This window comes from Cetobacterium somerae ATCC BAA-474 (genome assembly GCF_000479045.1).
Taxonomy (GTDB): domain Bacteria; phylum Fusobacteriota; class Fusobacteriia; order Fusobacteriales; family Fusobacteriaceae; genus Cetobacterium_A; species Cetobacterium_A somerae.
This window is the reverse complement of the sequence record NZ_KI518090.1, coordinates 12,737-38,882: the sequence shown is the minus strand read 5'-3', so window position 1 is coordinate 38,882 and position 26,146 is coordinate 12,737. Positions and strand designations below refer to the sequence as shown.

The window sequence follows — 26,146 nt, the reverse complement described above, 5'->3', positions numbered from 1 at the left end:
TCCCTCTCTATTTTTTATTAGTTTACTTTTTTACTTTTTTCCATAACATTTAACACTTTTGGAGTTATATTTTCTCCTCCAAATTTAATTGCACCTTGCTCAAGAACATAGTCATACTTATCTGATCTTGCTACGTTTTGAATAGAAATATTTATTAATCTATCTATCTCTTGCATTTTTTTTGCTTCTTCATTTGAAAGTTTAGCTTGAGACTCTCTTACTAATTTTTGAAATGCTGCAACTTTTTCTTCAAAAGCCTTTTTTTCAGCTTCAGTTACATCTTTCCCTTTTCCTTGTAATTCAACTTGAAGTTTTTGTAATTCAATCTCTTTCTTTTGTAATGTAGTCTCTAAAGTTTGTTTTTCTTTAGTTAAATTATCTCTAATAACTTTTGTTTGTGAGTATTTTGCAAATAACTCTTGACTATTTACATATCCTACTTTTAATGCGAAAGCAGATGTAGATACTGCTGCTAACATTGCTATTATTGCTATTTTCTTCATTGTGAATCCTCCATATATATATATTTATTAGAATGATTGTCCCATATTAAAGTAGAATTTCATTCCACTTTCTTCTGAATTTCCTACTGGCCATCCAAAGTCAAATCTTAATGGTCCTACTGGTGTATTAACTCTTAATCCAACTCCCACTGTTGTTCCTATATCATCTGGGAATCTAGCATCTCTTTTTTCATTTAAATATCCTGGGTCTTCCCCTTGATAATCCCATGCTCTTCCTATATCTGAGAATAGAACAAATCCTAATACATCATTTATTTGAGTTCTATTTTCTATTGTTGCAGTTATCTTTTGTGTTCCTTGGTAGAATCCTCCATCGTATCCTCTAAGAGTACTTCCTCCTCCTACCCAGAATCTTTGAGATTCCGGAGTAGTTGTAGTCATAACTCCTCCTACAGCTCTATATGCAAATGTATTATTTTTAAATAATCCTCTATGATACTTTCTTAATTCTAAAGTTGTATTAGCAAAAGTTCCAGAATCTATTGTATCAGCATATCCTACTTCAACTTGATATTTTCCATACCAACCAGATGTTGGATTCCAATAGCTATTTCTTGTATCATATGTTATCGACGGATAAACACTAAATAATCCATAACTTCTCTTATCTCCCCATTTATTAAGTAAATCATTTTCAGGAGTAGAATAAATTGCTAATTCCGACTTATCAGCCTTTTCTGTTATATATTCAGCTTTAGTTCCTAAACCTAATCTTAAGTTTTTAGTTAATCCTTTTCCTATATTTAACTTAGCACCATATGTATCTGTCTCATTGAAAAGTACACTGTCACTATTTTCATATTCGTTTTTATATAAACTCCATCCCCAAGATATTCTATCTGTACCTTTTATCCAAGGATCTGAGAAATTGATTGAGAAACTTGTATAATTTTCATCTGATTTTTCAAAAGTTACTCCTAACTCTTGCCCTTTACCCTGCCAGTTCATATCTTTTACTGATAACATCCCTAGTAATCCTATCTCTGATCCATAAGATACCGCTCCTTGTAAAGTTGCAGTTCTCTCCTCTTCTAATAGAAGAACTAAGTCAACACCTTGATTTTCTCCTGGTGCTGGTTTTGTTTCGTATTTTACATTTTTAAAATATCCTGTTCTCATTAAATTTGATACAGTCTCATTATAATCATTTATATTAAATACTTCACCAGGTTGTATCTCTATTTCTCTTTCAACTACATAATCTCTAGTTTTTAATAATGTATCAGTAGCTTTTCTTCTTTGACCTTTTTGTTTAGTAACCATTTTTGTGAAATTAACTTTATCCACTGTACCTTCATTAATTACTATTGTTAAGTCATTACCACCAGTTAAATCAATATCTTCTATTTCAGCTAAAACATAACCATCTTCATTATATTTTTTTAATATTTTATCTCTAGCATCTCTCAGATTATTAAGATTTAAAACTTTTCCTGGTTCTATATTAATTAAACTTTTTAATTCTTCTGTAGTATATTTAGTATTTCCCTTAATTTGAACTCCATTTATAATTGGATTTTCAATAACAGAATACACAACAACTAATCCTTCTGGGTATTGGTATACATCAGGTATAACCTCTCTATACATCCCTGTTTCTAAAAGCTCTCTTTGTCCTTTAATTATTTTATTTTTTGAAAAATACCCTCCAACTTTAATTGGTATTTTCTTTGCAACTTCATTAACAGGAACATTTACACTACCAATTATTTCTAAACTAGAAACAACTAATGTCGTATCTACTCTCTCTCTTTCAGAAGCTGGTAAAATACCTTGCTTTTCTAAAAGTTCTTTAGTATCTTTTTTCTCTTTTACGTCTACTACTAGTTTTATTCCTCCATCATAAACTTGAGGATAAATAGCCAATTCGTCTATATAATCACTTTTCTTTATGTTGTTATAGTCTTTTAATAATCCCTCTGTTGAGAATACTTGACCTTTCTTTAAACTCATCTTTTGTATTAAAACATCTTGAGGTATTTCGTTTAAGTTTTTAAACTCTACCCCTTTTACTAAATATTCTCCCTCTGCTCCAAATGAAACTATAGAAGCTACTAGTGATATTATTCCGATTAGGTGCTTTTTCATCCCAAATTGCCCTCCAATTATTTTTTATTAGAAAAAATATCTTTTATACTATTATATTTTCTTTCAAACTTAAAATCAACATAATAATTTAATTTTCCTTTTTTCTTTTCATCAATCATATTTGCATCGTTTAATTTTGCTACTCCTACTCCATAAGACCATCCTGATTTATATCTTCTCTCTACTTTAAAATCTAACTGATTTACAGAGTTAGAAAACTCATTACTTTGACTTTCACTATCAGACCCACCTATATCATACTTCGTTCCATCTATTATTCCTAGCTTTAAAATCCAAAAATATTTATCTTTATATATAGGATTCTCCGCTTCTAAATATGCACCAAATCCAAATACATTTGGATCTTGTGTTTTTGGATCATCTGAATTAGCTAAAACCTCTTGATTAAAGACATCTGATACTATCCTAAATTTAGATATATGAAAAACATTTTGGATAGTTCTTGATATTGGTCTTAATAAAGTACTTGAAATTTGACTATCTATAATAGTTTTAAATAACAATGCCACTACGTTTTTATCATTACCCTCTCCACTTCCGTCGAAAAGATTTTTCAAACTACTGCTTTCACTTCCTTGATTAGTTACTATATTTAATCTTAAACTATTTAGCTCTCCTTGTAAAGATATTTCTACATTCCCATTAGCCGTTAATGAAGATACATCAAATATTAAATTCGGATTAAAATCTGAAATTAAGCCATTTTTTTTATCCGCTAAAAGTAATGCTCTAGTAACAGTAAAGTCTTCGCTTCCCAGAACAAAGCTACCTTTTTGTATTTCTAATTCACCAACTACACCAATCTTTTCATTTTTTCCAACAATATTAAATCTTCCTAATAAAACACCTTGAACATCTTGAGCAAAAGTTGATATATCTGGTATGTTTATATTTATACCATCTCTTATCATAACCCCTATATTAAACTCAGGAGTTTCATTTAATCCACTCTTTATTTCAAAATCTTTTCCCAATCTTTTACTCTCGCCAATTATAGCTCTAGTCTTATCTATTATAAAATTTAAAATCGTTAAAATCAAGCCCTTATCTTCTTTTAGTATTCCCGTTATTTCACCATTATTTATAATAACATTTCCAGATACTTTATTTTCAGAATATACTAAATTTGTTGAAAGATCTATTTTAAAATAATCTTTTAATTGATAAATCATATTTTTTAAAGTTATATTAAATGCATAGTCTAAATTTTTATAAAACTCATCGTCTGCCTTTATCTCATCTAATGATGGTAACTTTAAATAACCTTTTCCTTTTATTTCACCATCATTTAACTTTCCTTCTAAGGAATTTACTGTTAATCTTTCATTATCAATCTTTAAAATCATATTTAAATTATTTAAATTTAATAGAGCTTTTGGTAGAGTTGCATTAAAATCAATTAAATCTATATAGCCACTATTTTCTTTTAAATCACTTGATAACTGTACATCTATATTAGCTGTTCCACTAATATCTTTTAAATTATCCTTTGATAAAATTGCATTTAAAAAACTTAAATCTATATTTTTTGAAAAAATATTAAAGTTGTATTCTTGATTTGAGATTATATACTCTCCTTTTCCTTTTATCATATTTTTTTCATAATACGCTAAAATTTCATTAATTTTTAAAATCTCTTTATCTCCTGCTAACTCCAAAGAAATATCGTCAAAATTAAATCCTTTAATTTCGTACTCTCCATCATATAATTTTAAATTATATTGTGGATTATCTAAATAACCTTTAACTTCACTTTCTATTCCTATACTTCCACTCATATCCTTTACATTTATTACACCTTGAAAATCCCTTAGATGCAGTGTTTGTTTTGGAATATTGTATTCTATTGTTTTCTCAATTAAATTAACACTACCCTTTGAGAATAAAACTCTTTTTCCTTCTAAGCTAAATATGTCTAAATTATCTATATATAGTATATTTTCCTTATCATTTTTTAAATATTTTAAAGTTGAAGTTAAATTTGGTAATATATCGCCATTTAAATATACTCTATCAATATTTACTCCTGCACTTGCTTCAATAACTCCATCAGATATTTGTCCTTCAACTCTAGATAATACACGATATTTTAGTGCTTTAAAATTATAATATTTTGATAAATTTTCTTCCAATATATTAAGTATAAACTTTCCATCTTTTTCTTTTAAATTATATTTTCCACTAGCTAAACTTTGATTTAATTTAAACTTCTCTGTTGATATAGTGTTATCTTTATATAAAATATCTCCACTCATTGATACCAAAGCTTTATTTGGCATTTCTAAGTATGCTTCTTTTACTTGTGCATCAGCTTGAAACTCTTCAAAAGTTCCTGATATATTTCCATATACATTTTCTAAAAGTAAAACTACACTACTTTTTTCAAATTCACTACTTTTTAATCCTGTTATATGATAATTCAAATCCAACTTTTTATCTAAGATATCAACTTCTCCTCGGACTTTAAATAATCCATTTCTTATATCAGATATTGTTAATTTCCCATTATCAAATGTAGAGTCAATTTTTATACCTTGCACTTTAATTTTTTTGTATTTTCCTTCTCTTAACTCTCCTTGAATATTAGCCTGAATTCCATTATCATTAATCACTGAAACATTCGCATAAGCATCTAAAAGAATATCTTTATTTTCTATTTTTAAATCATTAACTACTCCTCGTAAAATAAATTTATCTCTCTCTCCAGCTATCTCACCTATAAAATCTAATTTTGTATCTAAATTTAGATTGCTCAACAAACTTTTTTCACGAAGATTTTTTGTATGCATTTTAAATTTATATTTTAAATTTTCTCTATTTAACTCTCCAACGACTTGTAAAACCATCTGTCCATCTTTATTAATCATTGAAATCTCTTCAAAGTTAATTACTTTATCTTTTTCTTGAGCTTTTAAAAAGAAATCATAATTATTAAGTAAATTACTACCTGCTAAATCTAATAACTCTAATGTTTGAGTTTTTAAATTATAAGACATTACAAGCTTTTTATCTTGATATAAGTTTAATATCTCCTCTTTCTTTTTATATTCTCCATTTAAATTAATAAAATTTGAAATAACATCAAATTTTAAATCTTCTCCATTTAAATCTAAAGCTACTTCATATGTTAAATCTTTTTTATATTCCAATCCTGAAGCTAATATATTCAAACTATTTCCTGACAAAGTCAATATTCCATCTTTAAATAAGACTTTCCCATTTAAGTTACTAATCTCTACTCCAGAAGAGACAAAAGGATAACCATTATATAAAATTTCAGCTTTAAAACCTTGACTTTTCTCATAAGACAATTGAACATCAACATTTTTAAATTTTAAATTGTCTAAAGGTAAATTTAAATCTCCTAATAATTTATAACTTTTAGTAACAGAATAAGGTAAATCTTTAAATTTAAAATCAACCTTCACTCCTGATTTCTCTGAATAAAAAACATCAAAAGTTCCAGGATTATTTTCTAACAAGTATGTAAAATTAACATCAATTTTATCTTTTCTAAAATCAATCTTACCATTTACATTCTCTACTTTACTACTTAGACCATCATATGTTACTGTTCCATTTTTAAGTTCAGCATCTCCAGTTAATCCACTTGTTGCAATAGTCAAATTCATATCGAATAATCCTGTAGCTCCACTTATTTCTTTATCATCATAACCATACTGAATAAGCTCTGGCTTAACTACAATATTTTTTAAAACTATATTCATATCTAAAGGTTCATTTAAATTATTAAATCTATATTCATATTTTTCTTTTTGACATTCACCTTTAAACTCTAAATCTATACCTGTTATTTTATTAAATGAAACATATCCATTTACATTATTCAACTCTTGTTTTATTTCTCTTGAATATGTTGTATCTCGAAATAAAAGCTCACCATCTTTTACTGTTATTATATCTATTGGAACTGCTGTTCCTGCTTTAGCTGTAGATTCCCCTTTAGTTCCACTAGAAAAAGCATCTACAATATTTACACTCTCTCCCTTTCGCTCTATATGAACCCATGGTTTTTCAACGTTAATCTCTTTCAATCTAAAGTTTTTTAATGATTCTTTTGAATATGTTATAACTACCTTGGGAGCTTTTACTATTACATCATCTCCCTTTGATAATACCACATCAGTTATATCAATCTCTCCAAATTTTGGAAATTTAATTTCTTGAGAAGATATTGTTGGCCCTACTGCTATTTTCAATATAATTTCTACAACTTTTGGTAAATTATATTTAATTAACAATCCTCCACTCAAAAAAATAAAAATGGAAAGAGATATGATTATTAATTTTTTGTATTTTTCAAAAATTCTCATATCTCTTCCCTCCCTAATTAGTATATTTATAATGGTTTTTTTAAAGCCACTCCAGCTCTTCTTGGGTATTTTTTATCTGTTGATTTTTCTTTTAAAATTTCAACAACTAATCTTTCATCACCGTAATTTGGTAACTTATATCTATGTATTTTAACAATTTTTGCACCTAAAGTTTCTAGCGCATTTGTTGCTTCTCCTTCTTCCTCTGTACCAGCCATTTTTTGAGCTAAAAAATGACCTTCAACTTTTATAAAAGGAATCATATACTCTAAAATAACATTTAATTTATTAACTCCTCTACAAAGTCCTATATCAAAACTTTCTCTATTAGAATCATTTATATAATCTTCTGCTCTAGAATTAACTACAGTTACATTTTCTAAATTTAATAACTCTTTTACATTTTGTAAAAATGTTGTCTTTTTACCTACAGAATCCATTAATACAAACTCTATATTGGGATTAAAAATAGCTAAAACCATCCCTGGAAATCCAGCTCCAGTTCCTATATCTATAGCTTTCGTCCCATTTTTCTCATCCAATAAATTTTGTAAAAGAAGAGAATCTAAAAAATGCTTCTCTATCGCATCTTTAGTATCTCTGATGGCTGTTAAATTTGTATGCTTATTATAAGCTACCAAATATTCTAAATACTTTATTAAATTATCAATTTTTTTATCTGTATATTTTAATCCTATTTTTTTTATTCCTTCAACTAAATACTCTCTCATCTATTTATTTCCTTTCAACTTTAAATACATTAATAGAACTTGAATATCCGCTGGAGAAACTCCTGAAATTCTTGAAGCTTGTCCAATATTATATGGTCTTACTTGCTTCAATTTATCTTTTGCTTCTTTTGGCATATTTTCTAAAGAGTCATAATCCATATCTTCTGGAAGTTTTTTATTTTCTAATCCTTTATGCTTTTCTATCATTTTCAAAGATTTTTGAATATATCCTGAATATTTAACTTGTACCTCAACTTGGTACTCTGTATCTTCATCGTAAGACCCTAAATCAAACTTTTCTATTAATTCAGAAATATATTTTATATCTGAATATGTTACTTCTGGTCTTCTTAATAACTCTAATAAAGTTATTCCTGATTTTACTTCAGGTTCATTGGCTTTTATCAAAATTTCATTAACTCTTGGGTTACTACTTCCTACGTGTTGCTTTTCTAATTTTTCTATTATTTCAGCAACATCCTTTTCTTTCTTTTGAACTCTTGCATATTCTTCTTCAGAAACTAAACCAATATCATATCCTATTTTAGATAATCTTAAATCTGCATTATCTTCTCTTAGAACCAATCTATACTCACTTCTTGCGGTAAACATTCTATATGGCTCATTTGTTCCTTTTGAAACTAAATCATCAATTAATGTTCCTATATACGAATCTGCTCTATCTAAAATAATAGGTTCTTTTCCAAATACTTTTCTTGTAGCATTTATCCCTGCCATAAGTCCTTGAGATCCTGCTTCTTCATAACCTGATGTTCCATTTATTTGTCCAGCTAAAAATAGGTTTTCCACTTTTTTAGTTTCTAAACTATATTTTATCTCTTCTGGAATTATGTAGTCATACTCTATTGCGTAAGCATATCTCATTATTTTTGCATTCTCTAAACCTTCTATGCCTTTTAACATTTTATATTGAACATCTGTTGGTAATGACGAAGAAAATCCACTAATATAAACCTCGTTAGTATCATATCCCTCTTTTTCTAAGAAAAGATGATGTCTATCTTTATCCGGATATCTAAATACTTTATCCTCTATTGATGGACAATATCTAGGTCCTGTTCCTTGAATTGTTCCATTAAATAGAGGCGATCTGTCTTTATTTGAAATAATTGTGTCATGAACTCCTTGGTTTGTAAATACCATATGACAAGGAATCTGTTTTCTAGATAAAACTTCTTCTGCAGTTGTTCTACTTGAAAATTTTAATACTCCTTGATCTCCTGGTTGAACCTCTACCTTTGAATAATCTATTGTTCTAGCATCTATTCTTGGTGGAGTTCCTGTTTTAAATCTTCCTAATTTTAACCCCAATGTTTCTAATGATACTGGTAATTCTTCTGAAGATAACTCTCCCATTCTTCCGCCTTGAAATTGCTTTTCTCCAATATGAATTAAACCTCTCATGAATGTTCCAGTTGCTATTACTACAGCTTTTGCTCTGTACTCTACACCCTCTTTAGTTTTTACTCCAACAACTTTACTATCTTCAACGATAATCTCTGTTACCATTCCTTGTATAACATCTAAGTTTTCTGTATTTTCAAGAGTTTTTTTCATCTCTTTACTATAATTTACCTTGTCTGCTTGTGCTCTTAAAGATCTTACTGCTGGACCTTTCTTTGTATTTAATACTCTAATTTGGATAAATGTTTTATCTATATTTCTTCCCATTTCTCCACCTAAAGCGTCTATTTCTTTCACTAAATGAGACTTAGCTGGCCCTCCTAAAGATGGATTACAAGACATATATCCAATATTATCTAATAATATCGTAAAGATAGCTGTTTTAGCTCCCATTCTTGCTGCTGCTAATGCTGCTTCACATCCTGCATGTCCTGCACCTACAACTATAACATCAAAATTTTGCATTTTTACTCCTCTCTATTACTTTAAATTCTTTAATTCTGCTGCTGTTTTAGCATCTGTTATTACAAGAAGAATATCTCCTTGCTCTATTATTGTATCCGCTGATAAATTAGGAATAAAGTTTCTATTCCCCTTTTTTATTCCAACAATATTTACATTATATCTTTTTCTTATATCTAATTCTATAAGTGTTTTATTCCAAAAGATTTCTGGTGATTTTATTTCTGCCAATAAAAAGTCCTTTGAAAATCTAAAGTGTTCAATCATATTTGGATCCATTGCAGCCATTGCAGCTCTTTTACCCATATACTCTTCAGGATATACAACTTGATTTGCACCTATTTTTTCTAAAACTTTTCCATGTCTTCTAGATACTGCTTTTACAATTATCTTTTTTACACCTAACTCTTTTAAATTTAAAGTTACCATTATGCTCGGCTCTATTGCTCCAATACATACAAAAGCAACATCAAACCCTTCTAATCCTATATTTTTTAATTCTTTATCATCTGTTGCGTCTGCCACTACTGCATTTTCAACTACTCCACTATTTACTGCTTCTTGAATTATATCTTCAGATTCATCTATTGCTAAAACCTCTTCATTAGCCTTGTATAGTGTTTCTGCAACACTTGACCCAAATCTTCCCATACCTATAACTACATATTGTTTCATAATTTCCCTCCATTAATTAACCTACTAAAATATTCTCTTTTGGGTATCTTAAGTTTTGTTTTACTTTCTTTTCTCCTAAAGCCAAAGCAAATGTCATTGGACCTAATCTTCCTATAAACATTGTTATTATTAATAGTATCTTTGACATTGCACTTAAATCTGCAGTTATTCCCATCGATAATCCAACAGTGGCAAAAGCCGATATAACTTCAAATGTTACTTTTTCAAAACTCATATCTTCTATTGTCATAACTGCCATTATTATTATAGAAACATATATAATTGATATTATTAATATTGCTAAAGCTCTATTTAGTATATCCCAACTTATTCTTCGATTAAAAACATTTATATTTTCTTTTCCTTGAACAACTCCAATAACATAAAATATAATTACTCCAATTGTTGTTGTCTTTATTCCTCCACCTGTTGACCCAGGAGAAGCTCCAATAAACATTAAAATACAAAACATAAATATAGTAGCTGGTTTCAAAGCTCCCATAGGAACGGTATTAAACCCTGCCGTTCTAGTTGTAACACTTTGGAAAAAAGAAGCCAAAACTTTATCAAACCAATTTAAACTTCCAATTGTTAAAGGGTTTTTATATTCTAATAAAAAGAATAAAATCATTCCAACAAATGTTAAAAACATTGAAACTAATATAGCTACTTTTGATGTCAAAGTAAATCTTTTTACATCCCTTCTAACTGCTACTAGTACTGAATTTATCACGGAAAATCCTATTCCACCTAATATTATTAAATACGCTACTGTCATATTCATTAATATGCTTCCTGGATAGTTTTCCAAGTTATTTGAAAATAATGCAAATCCTGCATTACAAAAAGCTGATATAGAGTGGAATATTCCATAATATAAAGCTTTTGAAAAATCAAAAATTTTTAAAAATTCCAATGTTAAAAAAAATGCTCCTATTCCTTCTATTAAAAAAACAATTATTACTATTTTTTTTATAAAATCTACAATTTCTCCACTATTTTCAGCATTTCTCTCCTCTTTTATTAACTCTCTATCTTTATATCCAATTTTTTTTCCAATTAAAAGAAAAAATAAAGATGAAAAAGTCATTACACCTAAACCACCTAATTGAATAAATACAAGCAGTATTATTTGTCCTTCAAAAGATAAAACTTTACTTATGTCAATAACTGATAACCCTGTCACACATATTGCCGATGTTATTGTAAAAAGTGCTGTTAAAAAACTTATCCTTTGACCATCCTGAAGAGAAAATGGCATGTATAGTAATATTGACCCTAAAATTATTGCTGTTAAAAATCCAAGTATTAATTTCCTCGAAAAAGATAATCTATCTATAGGGCTTAAAAGTTTTCTTATCATTTATTTCCTCCTATGAAAAAATGCTTTTGCAATTATACATTATTTTTATCATTTTTTCAAGTTCACTAAATAGTTAACAAGGATAGAACTAATAAATTCTATCCTTGTCTTAACTTTTATAATTTTCTATTTATATGAGGTATAATTAGGATTTACTCCCTTTTTTAATAAAATAGGAATCAAATCATTATAACCTAATCTTTTAACTTTTAGGTATACTTCTCCTAATATATTTTCCCCATATATGTTTTTTTCTTTAGGATTATATTCCCCATCTAATAACTCTTTTATAATTTCTTTTGAATTAGCATAATATATCGGATAATTCCCTTTTTTATCTTTTAATAAATATTGACTATTATCTTTTTTTAGTAATGCTTTTAAAATATTTTCATTTTCTATATTAACAGCCCAGAATATTGGATACCATTGGCTAGAATCAAGAACTCTAAGTGATGCTCCATTTTCTATTAATGTTATCGCTAAATTTTGTGGCCTTGTCTTTATATAAAAATTCAAAAGAAGTTCACCATCACTAGTGAATACATTTACATCAGCTTTATCATTTAAAAACATTTGTAAAGCATCCATACTATTTACATAAAAAATTGGTGGTCTTGCTGAAGTTATTAAATTAGTTCCTATATTCTTCTTTGCAGGTAAATCATTAGTTATATTTGCTCCATTTGATAACAAACTAGCTATAACTTGTAGAGAATCCTCTTTTAAAGCTAGGCTTAAAAGAGTATCTCCATTTTTTAACTGTTGATCTATGTTAAAACCATTCTTTATTGCTCTATTTAAAATATACACATTATCTACAACTACTGCTGCTATAATCTCTTCTTCCGTATACTTTTTTGTATTTAAACCACTACAACCTCCAAAGATTGATAACAGTAAAATTACAAACAATAATTTTTTCATAGATATACCTCTTTAATTATTATTTAGAGTTTTTTCTTCTGTCGCCCTCTTTTAAGAATTTCTTTCTTATTCTGATATTAGTTGGAGTGATTTCTACTAACTCGTCATCTGCTATGTAATCAAGAGCTTGCTCTAAAGTATATCTTCTAGGTGTAGCAAGCTTTATAGCATCGTCACTTCCTGATGCTCTCATGTTAGTTAACTTCTTAGCCTTACATACGTTTACAACTAAATCGTTATCTCTGTTATGCTCTCCTACGATCATTCCTTCATAAACAGCTACTCCTGGATCAGTAAATAATACTCCTCTATCTTGTAGTCCACCTAAAGCATAAGCTACAGTTGTTCCTTGCTCTAAAGAGATTAAAACTCCTTTAGCTCTTGTTGGAATTGGACCTTTATATAATTCGAAATCATAGAATGAATGATTTAAGATTCCTGTTCCTTTTGTATCTGTTAAGAATTCATTTCTAAATCCAATTAATCCTCTTGCAGGTACCTTAAACTCTAATCTTGTATATCCATCAGTTCCAGGAGTCATTGTTATCATTTCTCCCTTTCTGATACCCATTTTTTCAATTACAACACCTACGAATGCATCATCAACGTCAACCATTGCTAATTCGATTGGCTCATATTTTTCTCCATCAATATCTTTTAATAAAACTCTTGGTTTAGAAACTTGAATTTCAAATCCTTCTCTTCTCATATTCTCTAAAAGTATTGAAAGTTGAAGTTCTCCTCTTCCTTTTACTACGAAAGCATCTGGACTTTCTGTTGCTTCTACTCTCATACTAACGTTTGTTTGAAGCTCTTTTTGAAGTCTATCCCAAATATTTCTAGATGTTACAAATTTACCTTCTTTTCCAGCAAATGGAGAATCATTTACCATGAATGTCATTGCTAAAGTTGGCTCATCTATATCAATTACTGGTAAAGCAATTGGCTCATTGAAATCAGCAATTGTCTCTCCAATATCAATGTTATCTAAACCTGCAACTGAGATTATATCTCCAGAGAAAGCTTCTTGAATTTCAACTCTTTTTAGACCTTCATATCCATAAAGAACTGAAACCTTTCCTCTAATTTGCTTTCCATCTCTTTTTATTAATATAACATCTTGATTTCTTTTTAATGTACCATTGTAAAGTCTTCCAACAGCTAGTTTTCCAACATAGTTATCGTACTCAATGTTTGTTATTAAAAATTGCGTAGGTTTGTTGTTATCTCCCTCTGCATCTTCAACATGTTCTATTATTGTTTCGAATAAAGGTTGCATATTGTCGCTATTATCATTTAACTCTTTTTTAGCAAAACCAGCTTTTCCTGAAGCATACACAACTGGGAACTCTAATTGTAATTCGTTAGCATTAAGTTCGATAAATAGATCGTAAACCATGTATAAAACCTCTTCAGGTCTTGCATTTGGTCTATCTACTTTATTTACTACAACTATTGGTCTGTGTCCTTGCTCTAAAGCTTTCTTTAATACGTATTTTGTTTGTGGCATTGGTCCCTCAAACGCATCTACTAGTAAAACAACACAATCAACCATTTTCATAATTCTCTGAACTTCTCCACCGAAGTCCGCGTGTCCTGGAGTATCTATAATATTAATTTTACAATCTCCATATCTTACTGAAGCATTTTTAGAGAATATTGTTATTCCTCTTTCTTTTTCAATATCGTTAGAGTCCATTACTCTCTCAGCAACTTTTTCAAGTTCGTGAGCTCCGAAAACTCCAGATTGTCTTAATAAACAGTCAACCAAAGTTGTTTTTCCATGGTCAACGTGTGCAATAATTGCAATGTTTTTAATCTTCATATTTCTTCCTCTCTATAATTAATAATATTTGTAACCTTTTAATAATCCTTTTGTAACCTCGCCTAAGCCTATAAAATTATTCTTAGAATAAACTCTATATTTTCCTTCATTTATTCTTTTTTTACATCTTTGACCATTAACAAAAAGTTTTAAATCATTTTCATCTTCAATATCTACTTTAGGAAATTTAAAATAATCCTCTATTGAAACTAAGAAAGAAAAATCATTCTCTGATACCATTTTTTCAATAGTTTCTAATGTGAATGCTCTTGCTAAATCCTCTTCTCCAACTCTAGTTCTTCTTAAACCAGTCATTGTTGCAAAAGTTCCTAATTTCTCACCTAAATCATAAATTAGACTTCTTATATATGTACCTTTTGAAACTGTACAATCAATCTTAGCCTTTACTCCATCAAAAGATATAGTTTCTAGATTTTTTATACTAACATCTCTAGCTTTTCTCTCAATCTCTACACCTTCTCTTGCTAACTCATAAAGCTTCTTTCCATCCACTTTTATAGCAGAATACATTGGTGGTATTTGCTTTATATCTCCTTTAAATGTTTCTAATGTTTCTTCAAAATTTTCATAAGAAATATTAAACTCTTCTACTTTAGCTAAAACTTTCCCTTCTATATCATAGGTATCTGTTTTAAAACCAAGTTCTAAATCTGCAACATACTCTTTTTCATATCCTTCTATATCCTGTGCTAATTTTGTAGCTTTTCCTACACAAATAACTAGAATTCCAGTTGCTAAAGGATCTAAAGTTCCTGTATGTCCTATTCTTCTTTCTTTCAAATTTCTTCTTAAAACCCTTATAACATCAAAGGAAGTTATACCGATAGGTTTATCTATAACTATTATTCCTTCCAATCTTTTCTCCTTTAAATTAGTTCAAATGACATTATATCATACACTATACTTTTTTTAAACATTTATTTTTATTTCCCTGTAATCTTATAGTTATTACTTGGACTCCAAAGTAAATACTCTGTTACTCCCAAATCATTCATTGCTTTAATTTGCTCTCTTATTTCCTTTTCATTATAAGGAATATATCCTTTTACCCATTTTGCAGTAAAAGCTTGAATCCACGGTCTTATCACTGCTGGTGAATTAACATTTTCATTTCTATTTATAGAATCTTTTAATGAGTGGTATATTGTTTTATATGGCTGTGCATCTGGAACTGCTATTCCATAAGCTCCATTTCCATAATGACTTGGATACATCATTGGTGAAATATAGTCTACAACTTGAGTTACAGCTTCCCAATGCTGTCCTAATCCCATATCATCACTAAATGTTCCTACTTGCCCATAAACATCCGCACTTGTATAAACACCTAAAACATTTAATCTTTCTTTTGCATATTTTAAGTATTTTTGAATAGTTTCTGGTTTTGATTCATTTTTGGTATTTCTATAATTTAGTTTTGCATCTAACTTCCCACCATTTGAAGCTGGAAATCTTACATAATCAAATTGTATCTCATTAAACCCTGCTTTTGCTGCTTCTTCTGCAACTGATAAATTATAATCCCAAAGATTTCTATCGTGTGCTGATACCCAAATTATTCCATCACTATTTGTATAAGGTTTTCCTGTATCTCTTGAAATAATAACTTTATCTGGATTTGCTTTTGCATACGTTGGATCCTTAAATGAAACAATTCTTGCTATCGTATATATATTATTTTCTTTCATTTTTTTCATAAACTCTTCTATATTTTTTATTGGATAATTTTTCGAAACTGGTATTCCGAATTTTTTAGGAGCTTCCATTTCAAAAGATAGTACTCCATTATCATCTTTTACATCTATTACAAAAGCATTTATTTCTGTTGTATTCGCAAGATTTATGAGTCTTTCCATTTTTTTAGAACTTCCAATTGTATAAATATTTAAGTACACTCCTTTTACATCTACTCTTGGATTATTACTAAAATTATTAGTTGGATAATTTGATGTAAAATCTAGATTTTTCCATTCTTTTGGCAAAACTTCATTTAAACTATTTGCTAAATCTACTTTACTTATCCAACCACTTTTATTTTTCAAATCTTTTTTATATTGAATCTTTAATAATGACTTTTTCTTATCATTTACAGTTATTTCTTTTTCATCTATAATATCAACTCTTGTCCCTTTTCTCAAAGTGTCTGTTTTTTCTTTTTGCATTTCATCTCTATAAACAAACAGCGTTTGATTTTTAATATATTTTGAGTTATTTACTATATTTTTTTCAATATTCTTTTCTTCTTTTTGCTCATTTACTGATACTTCCTCTTTTATTTCAGGTATTTTTTGTTCAGTTATATTTTTTAACTCTATCTCTTTTTTATCCTCTTTTATAATTGAATCTTTTTTTTTTAATTCTGTGTCTGTATTTACTTTATTTAAAGATAAGACATCCACTTTTATTTCATCACTTACCATTTCTACTTTTTTAGGTTCATCATTAAAAACAAATCTTTTAACCCCACAAGAAATTGTAAAAATAAAAATTGTTACTAGTATTAAAAATCTAAAGAATTTCTTTTTGTCCTTTACTCTCACGTTATCCTCCATTTATTATTTATTCGTCATATTTTAACAATTTTATCTAAAAAAATCTACTAAATAATCCTTTTAATAAAACTTATAAAATGTTACTATCTAAATATCTTTAACTTATACGAGGAGGTTTTACCAATGAAAAAAAGAATATTTCCGTTTACTATAATATTTTTAATTTTACAACTTTTTATTTTTGCTAGTAACCAACCAAATCTACAAGTATCTAAAAATCTAATTTCTGGAACACTTGACAACGGTTTACAGTACTATATACTTAAAAATAAAAAACCTGAAAATAGAGCTTCTTTAAATCTTGTTGTAAAAGCTGGTTCTCTTTACGAAGAGGAAGATCAACAAGGATTGGCACATTTTTTAGAACATATGGCTTTCAATGGTACTACAGAGTATAAAAAAAATGAGCTTGTTACATATCTCCAGTCTTTAGGTTTAAGTTTCGGTGGAGATTTAAATGCATATACCAGTTTTTCAGAAACGGTTTATAAACTTCAAGTTCCCACTTCTAAGTCAGATTTAGAAACTGGTTTTAATGTTCTTAAAGAGTGGGCATCAGAGGTAACTCTCGATCCAAAAGATGTTGAAAATGAAAAAAATATAATTATTGAAGAGTGGCGACTAAGACAAGGAATTTCTCAAAGAGTTGGAGATTTACAAAAGAAAATCTTATATGGTGATTCTTGGTATTCTAAAAGATTTCCTATAGGTTTTCCTGAAACTATAAAGGGCGCAACTTCTAAAAAACTTAGAGACTATTATGAAAAATGGTATCAACCAGAAAATATGGCTGTTGTTGCTGTTGGAGATTTTAATCCTGAAGATATCAAACACCTTATTACTAATAATTTTGCATCATTAAAAAATAAAACAAATATTGTTAATACAAATTATGAAATATCTTTACCCCTTGAGGATTCAGTTACTATTTTTACTGATCCTGAACTTACTACAACTAATTTTAATTTAATGTGGAAAGAACCTATATCTACTATTGATACTACAGCTTCATTCAAAAATAACTTAGAAAAAATCTTACTTAATTCTATTTTAAATACTAGATTTTCTATTTTATCTAAAGATAAAGATTCACCTTTTGTATATTCCTCTATTTATAATTTTCCTCTTAATAAAAACACTGGAATTTATGCAATTTCAGCACTTATAAAGGATGAAAATATAAATAAATCTATAACGGATATAATTGATAATTTAAAAAGTATTTCATTAAATGGAGTTTCATCTCAAGAATTAGAAAATGAAAAAATAAATCTTTTAAACAATCTAAAGACTATTGTTAGCAATAAAGAAAGTATTAAAAATGATATCTACATGGATTCTATCGTTGATTATATTTTAAATAATAATGTTTTTATGGAACCTGATGCGGAATATGAATTAACTGAAAATATTTTAAAAAGTATAACTATTGATGACTTAAAAAATATTGCTAGTAATCTTACTTCTTTAAATTACGACGTTTTAATAACTTCTAGAGAAAATATGAAAGATAAGCTACCTAAAACAAATGAAATTAAATCTTTAATTGATTTACTTTTAACAAAAAATACAACCTCTATTGAAGAAAAATCTTTTAAAACTGAATTACCAGAGTTAAATTTAATACCTGGTACTTCTAAAATTATTACAAAAGAAAAAGATTATACAAAACTACTTCTTTCAAATGGAATAGAAGTTCTTTATAAAGAAACTAACTTTGACAAAGATAAGATAACTTTTAAATTAACTAAATTGCAAGGTAGCTCTAGTTTAGAATATCCTGAATACATTAATTCACTTTTCCTTCCAGAAATTCTTTCTAATTCTGGAGTAGGAGATATTAACTATAGCTCTTTAGAGTTATATTTCAAAGGAAAAAATTTTAGTGTTGAACCATTTATTGATGATTATACACAAGGGTTTACAATATCTACAAATAAAGAGAATCTTTCTGAAGCATTAAAGTTTTTTAGAACACTTATCTCTAATCCAAAATTTGATGAAAATATTATTGAATCAAATTTAAAAACAAATAGAGAGTTAATAAAAAATAGAGACTTTTCTCCTAAAGCTTTATTTAAAAAAACATATTTAGAAACTTTAAATAACAATCATCCAAGAAAAGTTCCTTTAGAAATAGATGATATTTCTTATGTTAACAAAGAATCTCTTTTAAATACATTTGAACATTTATTTAGTAATTTTAAAAATTATAAACTAGTTGTTACAGGTTCTATTGATGAACAAATTTTAATTAAAAATTTAGATTATTACTTTGCTAATCTTCCTATAAATACTAATCAATTAGAATACAAAGACTTAAATGTAGTTTACCCTACTGAGTCTGTTAAAAAAACTATTATCAAAGGAATTGATAAAAAAGCTACAGTTATTTTAACTTTTCCTTATCAAAGTAATTTTTCATTAGAAAATAGAGTTTTATATGGAGCTTTTTCTAATTTATTAAATATACTCCTAATCGAAGATGTTAGAGAAAAAATTGGTGGTGTTTATTCTATTTCTTCATATTCTAACCTTGAAAAATTAAATTTTGGTGAAAATTATCTTCAAATTATGTTTAGTACAGATACTAAAAGAGTTGATGAAGTTGTATCTAAAGTCAAAAATACTATTAAAAATATTCAAAAAGGAACTTTTCCAGAAAATAAAATTTTAGATATTCAAAAAAACTATAAACTAAATTTTGAGACTGCATTAAATACCAATAGTTTTTGGAATAATTACCTAGAGAAAAAAAATTTAATATCTGACTATGAATTTTATACTCCTATGAGGTATAATAAGACAGTAAACTATAACTCTATTATAAATTTTTCTAATAGAGCACTTAATATAAAAAACTGTGTAGAAGTTATTCTTTTGCCAGAAAAGGAGGAATAAAATGCCACATTTAAAATTTAGAGGTATTGATAAAAAAAGTTTAATTGAAAATAGTAAAGAATTAATTGATGGACTTACTTCAATTGTACAATGTGATAGAACTTGGTTTACTATTGAGCATACTGAAACTGAGTATATTTTCGATGGAGCTATCGTTCCTGGTTATACTTTTGTTGATGTTGCTTGGTTTGACAGAGGACAAGAAACTAAAAATATTGTTGCAGACTTCATCACAAAATTTTGTAAAAAATTAACAAACAACAACGATACTACTGTTATCTTCTATCCCCTTGAAGGTTCAAATTATTATGATAATGGGGAACATTTTTAATTTTTATGAAAGCTAATATCGCTCTTATAGGTTTTATGGGAAGTGGAAAAACTACTATAGGTAGAATTCTAGCTAGAAGCCTAGATATGAAATTCATAGATATTGATCGTTGCATATCTATGAAAGAAAAAAGAACTATCCCTGAAATATTTGAAGAACATGGAGAAAAATATTTTAGAGATTTAGAAAGATCTATTATTGAAGAAGAATCTAAAGATAACAATATAGTTATTTCCACTGGTGGTGGAGCAATTATTGATAATGTTAATATTAAAAATCTAAAATCCACTTCTTTTGTAGTTTATTTAGATTGTGATGTTAATACTATTTACGAACGAGTAAAAAGAAGTAAAACTAGACCACTTCTTACAAACTCAGAAGACATGTTACAAACAATACAAGACTTGTATGATAAAAGACAAACATTGTACAAAATATCTTCTGATTTTTCAATTAAAATAGATTCAAACACAAATATTTATGATAGTGTTGAAAAAATAAAAAATGCTTATATATTAAGCTAAGGGGGTTTTTCTATGAACAATTTATACGGTAAGACTATTTTTATTACTGGAGCAACAAAAGGTATTGGAAGAAGTTGTGCTTTAGCGTATGCAGAAAAAGGTGCAAACCTAATTTTAACTGCTAGAAGTTCCGATTTACTTGATTCTTTAAAAGAAGAATTAATTAGAAAATATGGTATAAGAGTTCATACTTTAGTTATTGATGTGCGTAATAGCAAAGATGTTGAAGATAAGGTAAAATCTTTACCTGAGTCTTTTAAAAAAATTGACATTTTAATCAATAATGCTGGATTAGCTTTAGGTCTAGACAAAGTTTATCTAGCCTCTCCTACAGATATCGACACTGTTATTGATACTAATATTAAAGGGATGCTTTATGTTACAAGTGCTATAGTTCCTTTAATGTTAAAAAATAACTCTGGATATGTTGTTAATATCGGTTCTATCGCTGGGGATGCTGCTTATGCAGGTGGAGCTATTTATTGCGCTTCTAAAGCCGCTGTTAAAACTTTTTCTGATGGATTAAGAATTGATTTAGTTGATTCAAATATTAGAGTTACTAATATTAAGCCTGGTTTAGTTGAAACAGAATTTAGTAAGGTAAGATTTAAAGGAGATCTTGAAAAAGCTAATAATACGTATAAAGGTATCGATGCTTTAACTCCTGATGATGTAGCAAATGTTGTTATTTATGCTACTGGCCTTCCTGAAAATATACAGTTGACAGAAATTGCAATGACACCAAACCATCAAGCTGATGGAAGAACTGTTCATAGAGAAAATTAAAAAATTAAGGAGTAGAAATTAAATTTCTACTCCTTTTTAATTAATCATTCATGTATAACTTTTTATATATTAATGGTAAAAATAATGCTCCTGATAAAAAGTTTCCAATTGTAACAGCTAAGAAATGAATTGCCATTTCACTTGGAGAATATACTGTAGACATAAGTATTTTTCCTATACTTACATAGTACATGTTAGCAACCACGTGTTGGAATCCTCCTAAGATAAATAACATTATCGGGAACCAAATAGCTAATATTTTTCCTGCTAAATCTTTTGCTGCTAAAGCAAACCAAACACCAATAGCAACTAATACGTTACATAAAAATCCACTTGCTACTGCTTCTGTAAATGTAAGATGAACTTTATGTTCTGCAACTCCAACTACATATTTAGAAAATTCTGGTGATGAATAATTTCCTGCTAAGTAAGACACATACGCTATAAATATTGATCCTAAAAAATTCCCTATCCATACTGCACATAAATTTCTTGTGTATGTTGTCTTTTCTACCTTTCCCTTAGTAAAAGCCAATAATCCTAGACAATCTCCTGTAAATAATGATCCTCCTACTAATACAACAAGCATTAATCCTGTTGGGAAAACAGCAGCTCCTATAAATTTTCCAGCGCCTCCACCTACAGTAAAGTTAGCTATTAAATTTCCCAAAGCTGAAAGAGCTATGTACACTCCTCCCATAAATCCTAGTAAAGTAGTTTTAGTAAATGAGTAATGCCCCTTATTCTCTCCTAAAAGAAGAACTTGCTCTGTTGTTTCTTTGTTTGTTAAATAAACCTTCACTTTTTCCCTCCTGATTTTTTTTCATACAGTTTGGAATTATACACCCTTTATCCTTTTTTTTCAAGATAATATTAAAAAAACTCAATCAAAATATGATTGAGTTCTATTTTAATATATTAAGTATATACAAACAAACTTTCTAGTTAATTTTTTATAACTTTTCCAATTAAAAAGGCAATTATTGCTGGAATAATCCATGCAAAACCTAAATTTGATAGAGGTATAAATGATAAGTTTACTTTTAAAACTTCTAAAATGCTTATAATTAAAGTAATTATCGTTGCAAAGGCAAAACAATTTCTATTTTCAACTCCAAAAATATTTAAAACAATTAATACAATAGTAACTGGGTAAAGGATTACTAAAACTGGTACAGCTAAGCTTATGATATAGTCTAAACCTGCTACTGCTAATATTGCTGAAAATATACATGTTATAATAGCTACTTTTTTATATGATACATTTGTTAGCTTTGAAAACCAATCACTCACTAATGCTGTTAATCCTACAGAAGTTGTTAAACATGCTGCAGCTACACAAATACCAAATGCAATCTTTCCTGAACTTCCTAATGTTAATTCAGCTACCATTAATGCTGTTTGAGCTGTAGATAAATTTTGCATACTGCTAATTTGTGCTCCTAGATAAATTAAACTAAAATATATTAATCCTAATCCTAATGCTGCTATAAATCCTGCTCCAGTTAAAAAAACTTTTTGCTCTTTAGAATCTGTAACACCTTTTCCTTCTAATCCTTTTACTATTATTACACCAAATAAAACTGAAGCTAATGCATCCATTGTTTGATAACCATTTATAAATCCATATGAAAATTGACTTCCTTCAACTATGCTTGCTACTGGTTCTCCAATCGGATTTAAAATTCCAAATACTGTTATTAAAGCTAAAATCACTAATATAATAGGTGTCAGAAACTTTCCTAAAACATCTGTTACTTTAGATTCATTTAAAACTAAAAATAGTGTTATTCCGAAAAATATAACAGAACAAGCTATTGCAGAAATTTTAGGGTCCGCTCCTCCTATTAGTGGTAATACTCCCATTTCAAAAGTAGTTGATCCTGTTCTTGGAATTGCAAATAATGGTCCAATTACTAAAATTAATGTTGTTAAGTATGCTGTATTAAATTTTTTAGAAACTTTACTTGCAAACTCATCTAGACTTCCACCTTTTGTAAAAGCAAGAATTCCAAGTAGTGGTAATCCAACTCCAGTTATAAAAAATCCTATTCCTGCTATAAACCAACTTTGTCCAACTGCTACCCCAAGAGATGGTGGAAATAACAAGTTCCCCGCTCCAAAAAACATCGAAAATAATGCTAACCCTAAAACTAAAATCTCTTTTCTTTTATTCATTCTTTTCCTCCCCATATAAAATAAATATTATTAAAAAGGCAACCTGTTTAGAAAAGATTGCCTTTATTTTGATAATTAATTTTAATTTTTGTAAATAATAACACTTTTTTTTTATTTTTTCAAGTTTTTTAAATTTTTTTATCATCATAAATTTTATATGCTTGTAAAAAAGAACTTCTTAATTCATCTCTTAATTTTTGTGGCTCTATTATCGTAACCTCTTTTAAAAAAGAAGCAAAATAAAACTTAGCATTCTCTAAAGTCATTTCAAATTGATAAATATTTTCATCTTTTTTTATAAGTTTAGGTTTATAGTTAGTAAAACTTTTTAGCATACTCTCTCCTATTGGAGTAAAAATAGCTTTTATTAATAATCTCTCTCCTAAAAATGGATCGAAATTTTTCCTCATATTTTCAATATATTTTTTATCTCTAATTTGAATTTTTTCATTTAGCACACCTAAAATAATCACATCTTTTAATTTTATACTTCTATAAATTCTATTCTCATCATCATAAGCAAATATAAAATTTTCATCTCCTTGATCCTCTCTTTTTATAAAATATGGAGATATTATTAAATTATCTTCCATATATAATATTCTCATTTTTGATTTATTTTTTATAGCTTCTAAAACTACTTTGTAAGTATCTTGAAATATAAATATTTCTCGTTGATACTTAAATTGTGATGAATATATTTCAAAAAGATCTCTAAAAAACTCAGCTTCTACCTCTACATCATTTGCCTTTAAAATATCATAATATATACCTTTATTAGCTACATTTAAATCAAATTGTATAACTTTTTTTAAAGGTCTTCCTTGAGGTTCTATAAACTTATCAATATCAAACTTTTTAGTGTATTTAAATTTATCTAAAATAAAATTACATAATTTATTATTGTTTATTCCAAACTCTTCTGAATCTTTTTTTAAAAGTCTCCAAATATCTTCTGAAACTGTAACTCTTACTTTTTTCATACTTCAGTTCCCCCATAACTTTACATAATTTATGGGTTTATTTTAGCACATCCCTTTAATTTTTGCTCGTATTTTTCCAAATATACAATACTTTCGTTTATTAGGGGAGCTATCGCTACAATATTAATTACAGTCATTAATCCTAATCCAAAGTCAGCTAAAGACCAAACAAAATAATTTTGTTCAACTCCACCAACATAAACCATCCATACAACTATCAATTGATAACCTGTATTTACTTTAGGATTCTCACTAATAAATTGTAATGCGTTTCTTCCATAAAAAGTAACTCCCAGTATCGTGCTAAAAGAAAAGAAAAATAATATTATTACTGTAAAGGGTATTCCTATCCAGCCAATATGACTTTTTAAAGCTTCTTGGAATAGCACCATTCCATTTAGCTCACTTAACCTAGAATCACTTGCTAATAACACAACAAAGGCTGTTGCACTGCAAATAACTAATGTATCCACAAAAACACTTAATGATTGAACCATTCCTTGTTTTACAGGTTCATCTACATCTGCTAAGGCTGCTGCGTAATTCCCGTTACCACTCCCTGCCTCATTAGAAAACAACCCTCTTCTTACTCCTTGCATGATTGCTCCACCTAAAGCTCCTCCTGCAAATTGATTTATTCCAAATGCTGCCGAGAATATTTTTCCAAAGACCATTGGTATTTCTGTTATATTAGTTAAAAGAACATATAATACAACTGCTAAATACATAAAAGCCATTACAGGAACAATTTTATTTAATGCTGTTACAATTTTATCTTTTCTTCCTTTACCAAAAATTGTTATTGCAACTAATAATGCCAATATTACTGAAATTATTGTTGGATTTAATTTATAAGCTCCAACTACTGACTCAGTTACAGAGTTTGCCATAACTTGAATAACTCCAATATAACATATTACTGAAGCTACTGCATAAACTATTCCTAACCATCTCTTTTTTAATCTATTTTTTATAACCCACGGTGTTCCACCTCTATAATTTCCATTAGAGTCTTTTTCCCTATGAATTACAGATAGAACTGATTCAACAAATGCTGTTGAGGCCCCTAATAATGCTACTATCCACATCCAAAACAATGCCCCAGGTCCTCCTATAGATATAGCTGCTACAACTCCAGCTATATTTCCTGCTCCTACTCTACAAGCTGTTCCTAAATAAAAAGCCTCTAAAGAACTTATTTTTTCTCCAGTTGTTTTTTCACCTTTTAAAGTTTTTACTATTTCTCCAAATAATCTAATTTGCATAAATTTAGTTTTATAGCTGGCATATAAAGCCATCCCAATAAGCATTACCACAAGTACATTTTTTTCCCACAAAATTGCATTAGTTCCATTTATTATAGACTTCAATATTTCCATAATGACTCCTCCTTAATTTACCCTTAATATTTTCTAAAATAATCCTAACATTTATTTTTCCTACTTAATAGATAACAATTTTTTTATTTTTTTGTTCGTATTTTTGGAAAACAAAC

The 26,146-nt window shown here is 28.1% G+C and carries 19 protein-coding genes; 4 read left to right on the top strand and 15 right to left on the bottom strand.

Features of this window, described 5'->3' with window-relative positions; genetic code table 11:
* Window positions 1-17: 17 nt before the first annotated feature.
* The 11 genes from HMPREF0202_RS02710 to HMPREF0202_RS02660 all read right to left on the bottom strand — a co-directional run bounded on the left by HMPREF0202_RS02710 (window position 18) and on the right by HMPREF0202_RS02660 (window position 16,936).
* A complete protein-coding gene (locus tag HMPREF0202_RS02710) occupies window positions 18-503 on the bottom strand; it encodes an OmpH/Skp family outer membrane protein (protein ID WP_023051848.1) in 486 nt (161 codons plus the stop codon).
* Between the two features lie 27 nt (window positions 504-530).
* Window positions 531-2,612, bottom strand: coding sequence for a BamA/OMP85 family outer membrane protein (locus HMPREF0202_RS02705; protein ID WP_023051847.1), 2,082 nt, complete (start codon window positions 2,610-2,612; stop codon window positions 531-533).
* Between the two features lie 17 nt (window positions 2,613-2,629).
* The gene (locus HMPREF0202_RS02700; RefSeq protein WP_023051846.1) at window positions 2,630-6,967 is read right to left on the bottom strand and encodes a translocation/assembly module TamB domain-containing protein; all 4,338 of its coding nucleotides are present in this window, start codon (window positions 6,965-6,967) and stop codon (window positions 2,630-2,632) included.
* A 26-nt stretch (window positions 6,968-6,993) separates the two neighbouring features.
* Window positions 6,994-7,698, bottom strand: a complete 705-nt coding sequence (gene rsmG, locus HMPREF0202_RS02695; RefSeq protein ID WP_023051845.1) for a 16S rRNA (guanine(527)-N(7))-methyltransferase RsmG — start codon at window positions 7,696-7,698, stop codon at window positions 6,994-6,996.
* On the bottom strand, window positions 7,699-9,588 hold the full coding sequence (gene mnmG / locus HMPREF0202_RS02690) for a tRNA uridine-5-carboxymethylaminomethyl(34) synthesis enzyme MnmG (protein WP_023051844.1): 1,890 nt from the start codon (window positions 9,586-9,588) through the stop codon (window positions 7,699-7,701).
* 15 nt (window positions 9,589-9,603) lie between these two features.
* A complete protein-coding gene (locus HMPREF0202_RS02685; RefSeq protein ID WP_023051843.1) occupies window positions 9,604-10,260 on the bottom strand; it encodes a potassium channel family protein in 657 nt (218 codons plus the stop codon).
* A gap of 16 nt (window positions 10,261-10,276) precedes the next feature.
* The gene (locus HMPREF0202_RS02680) at window positions 10,277-11,623 is read right to left on the bottom strand and encodes a TrkH family potassium uptake protein (protein ID WP_040406173.1); all 1,347 of its coding nucleotides are present in this window, start codon (window positions 11,621-11,623) and stop codon (window positions 10,277-10,279) included.
* 126 nt (window positions 11,624-11,749) lie between these two features.
* On the bottom strand, window positions 11,750-12,550 hold the full coding sequence (locus tag HMPREF0202_RS02675; protein WP_023051840.1) for an ankyrin repeat domain-containing protein: 801 nt from the start codon (window positions 12,548-12,550) through the stop codon (window positions 11,750-11,752).
* A 19-nt stretch (window positions 12,551-12,569) separates the two neighbouring features.
* Complete coding sequence (typA, locus tag HMPREF0202_RS02670; protein ID WP_023051839.1) at window positions 12,570-14,375, bottom strand: translational GTPase TypA; 1,806 nt, start codon at window positions 14,373-14,375, stop codon at window positions 12,570-12,572.
* Window positions 14,376-14,393: 18 nt separating this feature from the next.
* Window positions 14,394-15,251 carry a tRNA pseudouridine(55) synthase TruB gene (gene truB / locus HMPREF0202_RS02665; protein ID WP_023051838.1) on the bottom strand — a complete coding sequence of 286 codons (858 nt, stop codon included), beginning with the start codon at window positions 15,249-15,251 and terminating at the stop codon, window positions 14,394-14,396.
* Window positions 15,252-15,319: 68 nt separating this feature from the next.
* Window positions 15,320-16,936, bottom strand: coding sequence for a putative glycoside hydrolase (locus tag HMPREF0202_RS02660; RefSeq protein WP_245576441.1), 1,617 nt, complete (start codon window positions 16,934-16,936; stop codon window positions 15,320-15,322).
* Between the two features lie 135 nt (window positions 16,937-17,071).
* Between HMPREF0202_RS02660 and HMPREF0202_RS02655 the strand changes: the two genes are divergently transcribed.
* Genes HMPREF0202_RS02655 through HMPREF0202_RS02640 form a run of 4 tightly spaced genes read left to right on the top strand, consistent with a single transcriptional unit; the run spans window position 17,072 to window position 21,490 of the window.
* Window positions 17,072-19,849, top strand: a complete 2,778-nt coding sequence (locus HMPREF0202_RS02655) for a M16 family metallopeptidase (protein WP_023051836.1) — start codon at window positions 17,072-17,074, stop codon at window positions 19,847-19,849.
* A 1-nt stretch (window position 19,850) separates the two neighbouring features.
* Window positions 19,851-20,180: a DUF1904 domain-containing protein gene (locus tag HMPREF0202_RS02650; protein WP_023051835.1), complete on the top strand. Its 330-nt coding sequence runs from the start codon at window positions 19,851-19,853 to the stop codon at window positions 20,178-20,180.
* Between the two features lie 5 nt (window positions 20,181-20,185).
* Window positions 20,186-20,704: a shikimate kinase gene (locus HMPREF0202_RS02645; RefSeq protein ID WP_023051834.1), complete on the top strand. Its 519-nt coding sequence runs from the start codon at window positions 20,186-20,188 to the stop codon at window positions 20,702-20,704.
* A 12-nt stretch (window positions 20,705-20,716) separates the two neighbouring features.
* Entirely contained in the window at window positions 20,717-21,490 is a 774-nt protein-coding gene (locus HMPREF0202_RS02640; RefSeq protein ID WP_023051833.1) for an SDR family NAD(P)-dependent oxidoreductase, read from the top strand.
* Between the two features lie 40 nt (window positions 21,491-21,530).
* On the opposite strand, the gene HMPREF0202_RS02635 is transcribed toward HMPREF0202_RS02640, so the two are convergent.
* The 4 genes from HMPREF0202_RS02635 to HMPREF0202_RS02620 form a co-directional block, all read right to left on the bottom strand.
* A complete protein-coding gene (locus tag HMPREF0202_RS02635; protein ID WP_023051832.1) occupies window positions 21,531-22,292 on the bottom strand; it encodes a formate/nitrite transporter family protein in 762 nt (253 codons plus the stop codon).
* 143 nt (window positions 22,293-22,435) lie between these two features.
* Window positions 22,436-23,668, bottom strand: a complete 1,233-nt coding sequence (brnQ, locus tag HMPREF0202_RS02630) for a branched-chain amino acid transport system II carrier protein (RefSeq protein ID WP_023051831.1) — start codon at window positions 23,666-23,668, stop codon at window positions 22,436-22,438.
* Between the two features lie 128 nt (window positions 23,669-23,796).
* The gene (locus HMPREF0202_RS02625) at window positions 23,797-24,651 is read right to left on the bottom strand and encodes a WYL domain-containing protein (RefSeq protein WP_023051829.1); all 855 of its coding nucleotides are present in this window, start codon (window positions 24,649-24,651) and stop codon (window positions 23,797-23,799) included.
* Between the two features lie 29 nt (window positions 24,652-24,680).
* Window positions 24,681-26,030, bottom strand: coding sequence for an alanine/glycine:cation symporter family protein (locus HMPREF0202_RS02620; RefSeq protein ID WP_023051828.1), 1,350 nt, complete (start codon window positions 26,028-26,030; stop codon window positions 24,681-24,683).
* Window positions 26,031-26,146: the final 116 nt, after the last annotated feature.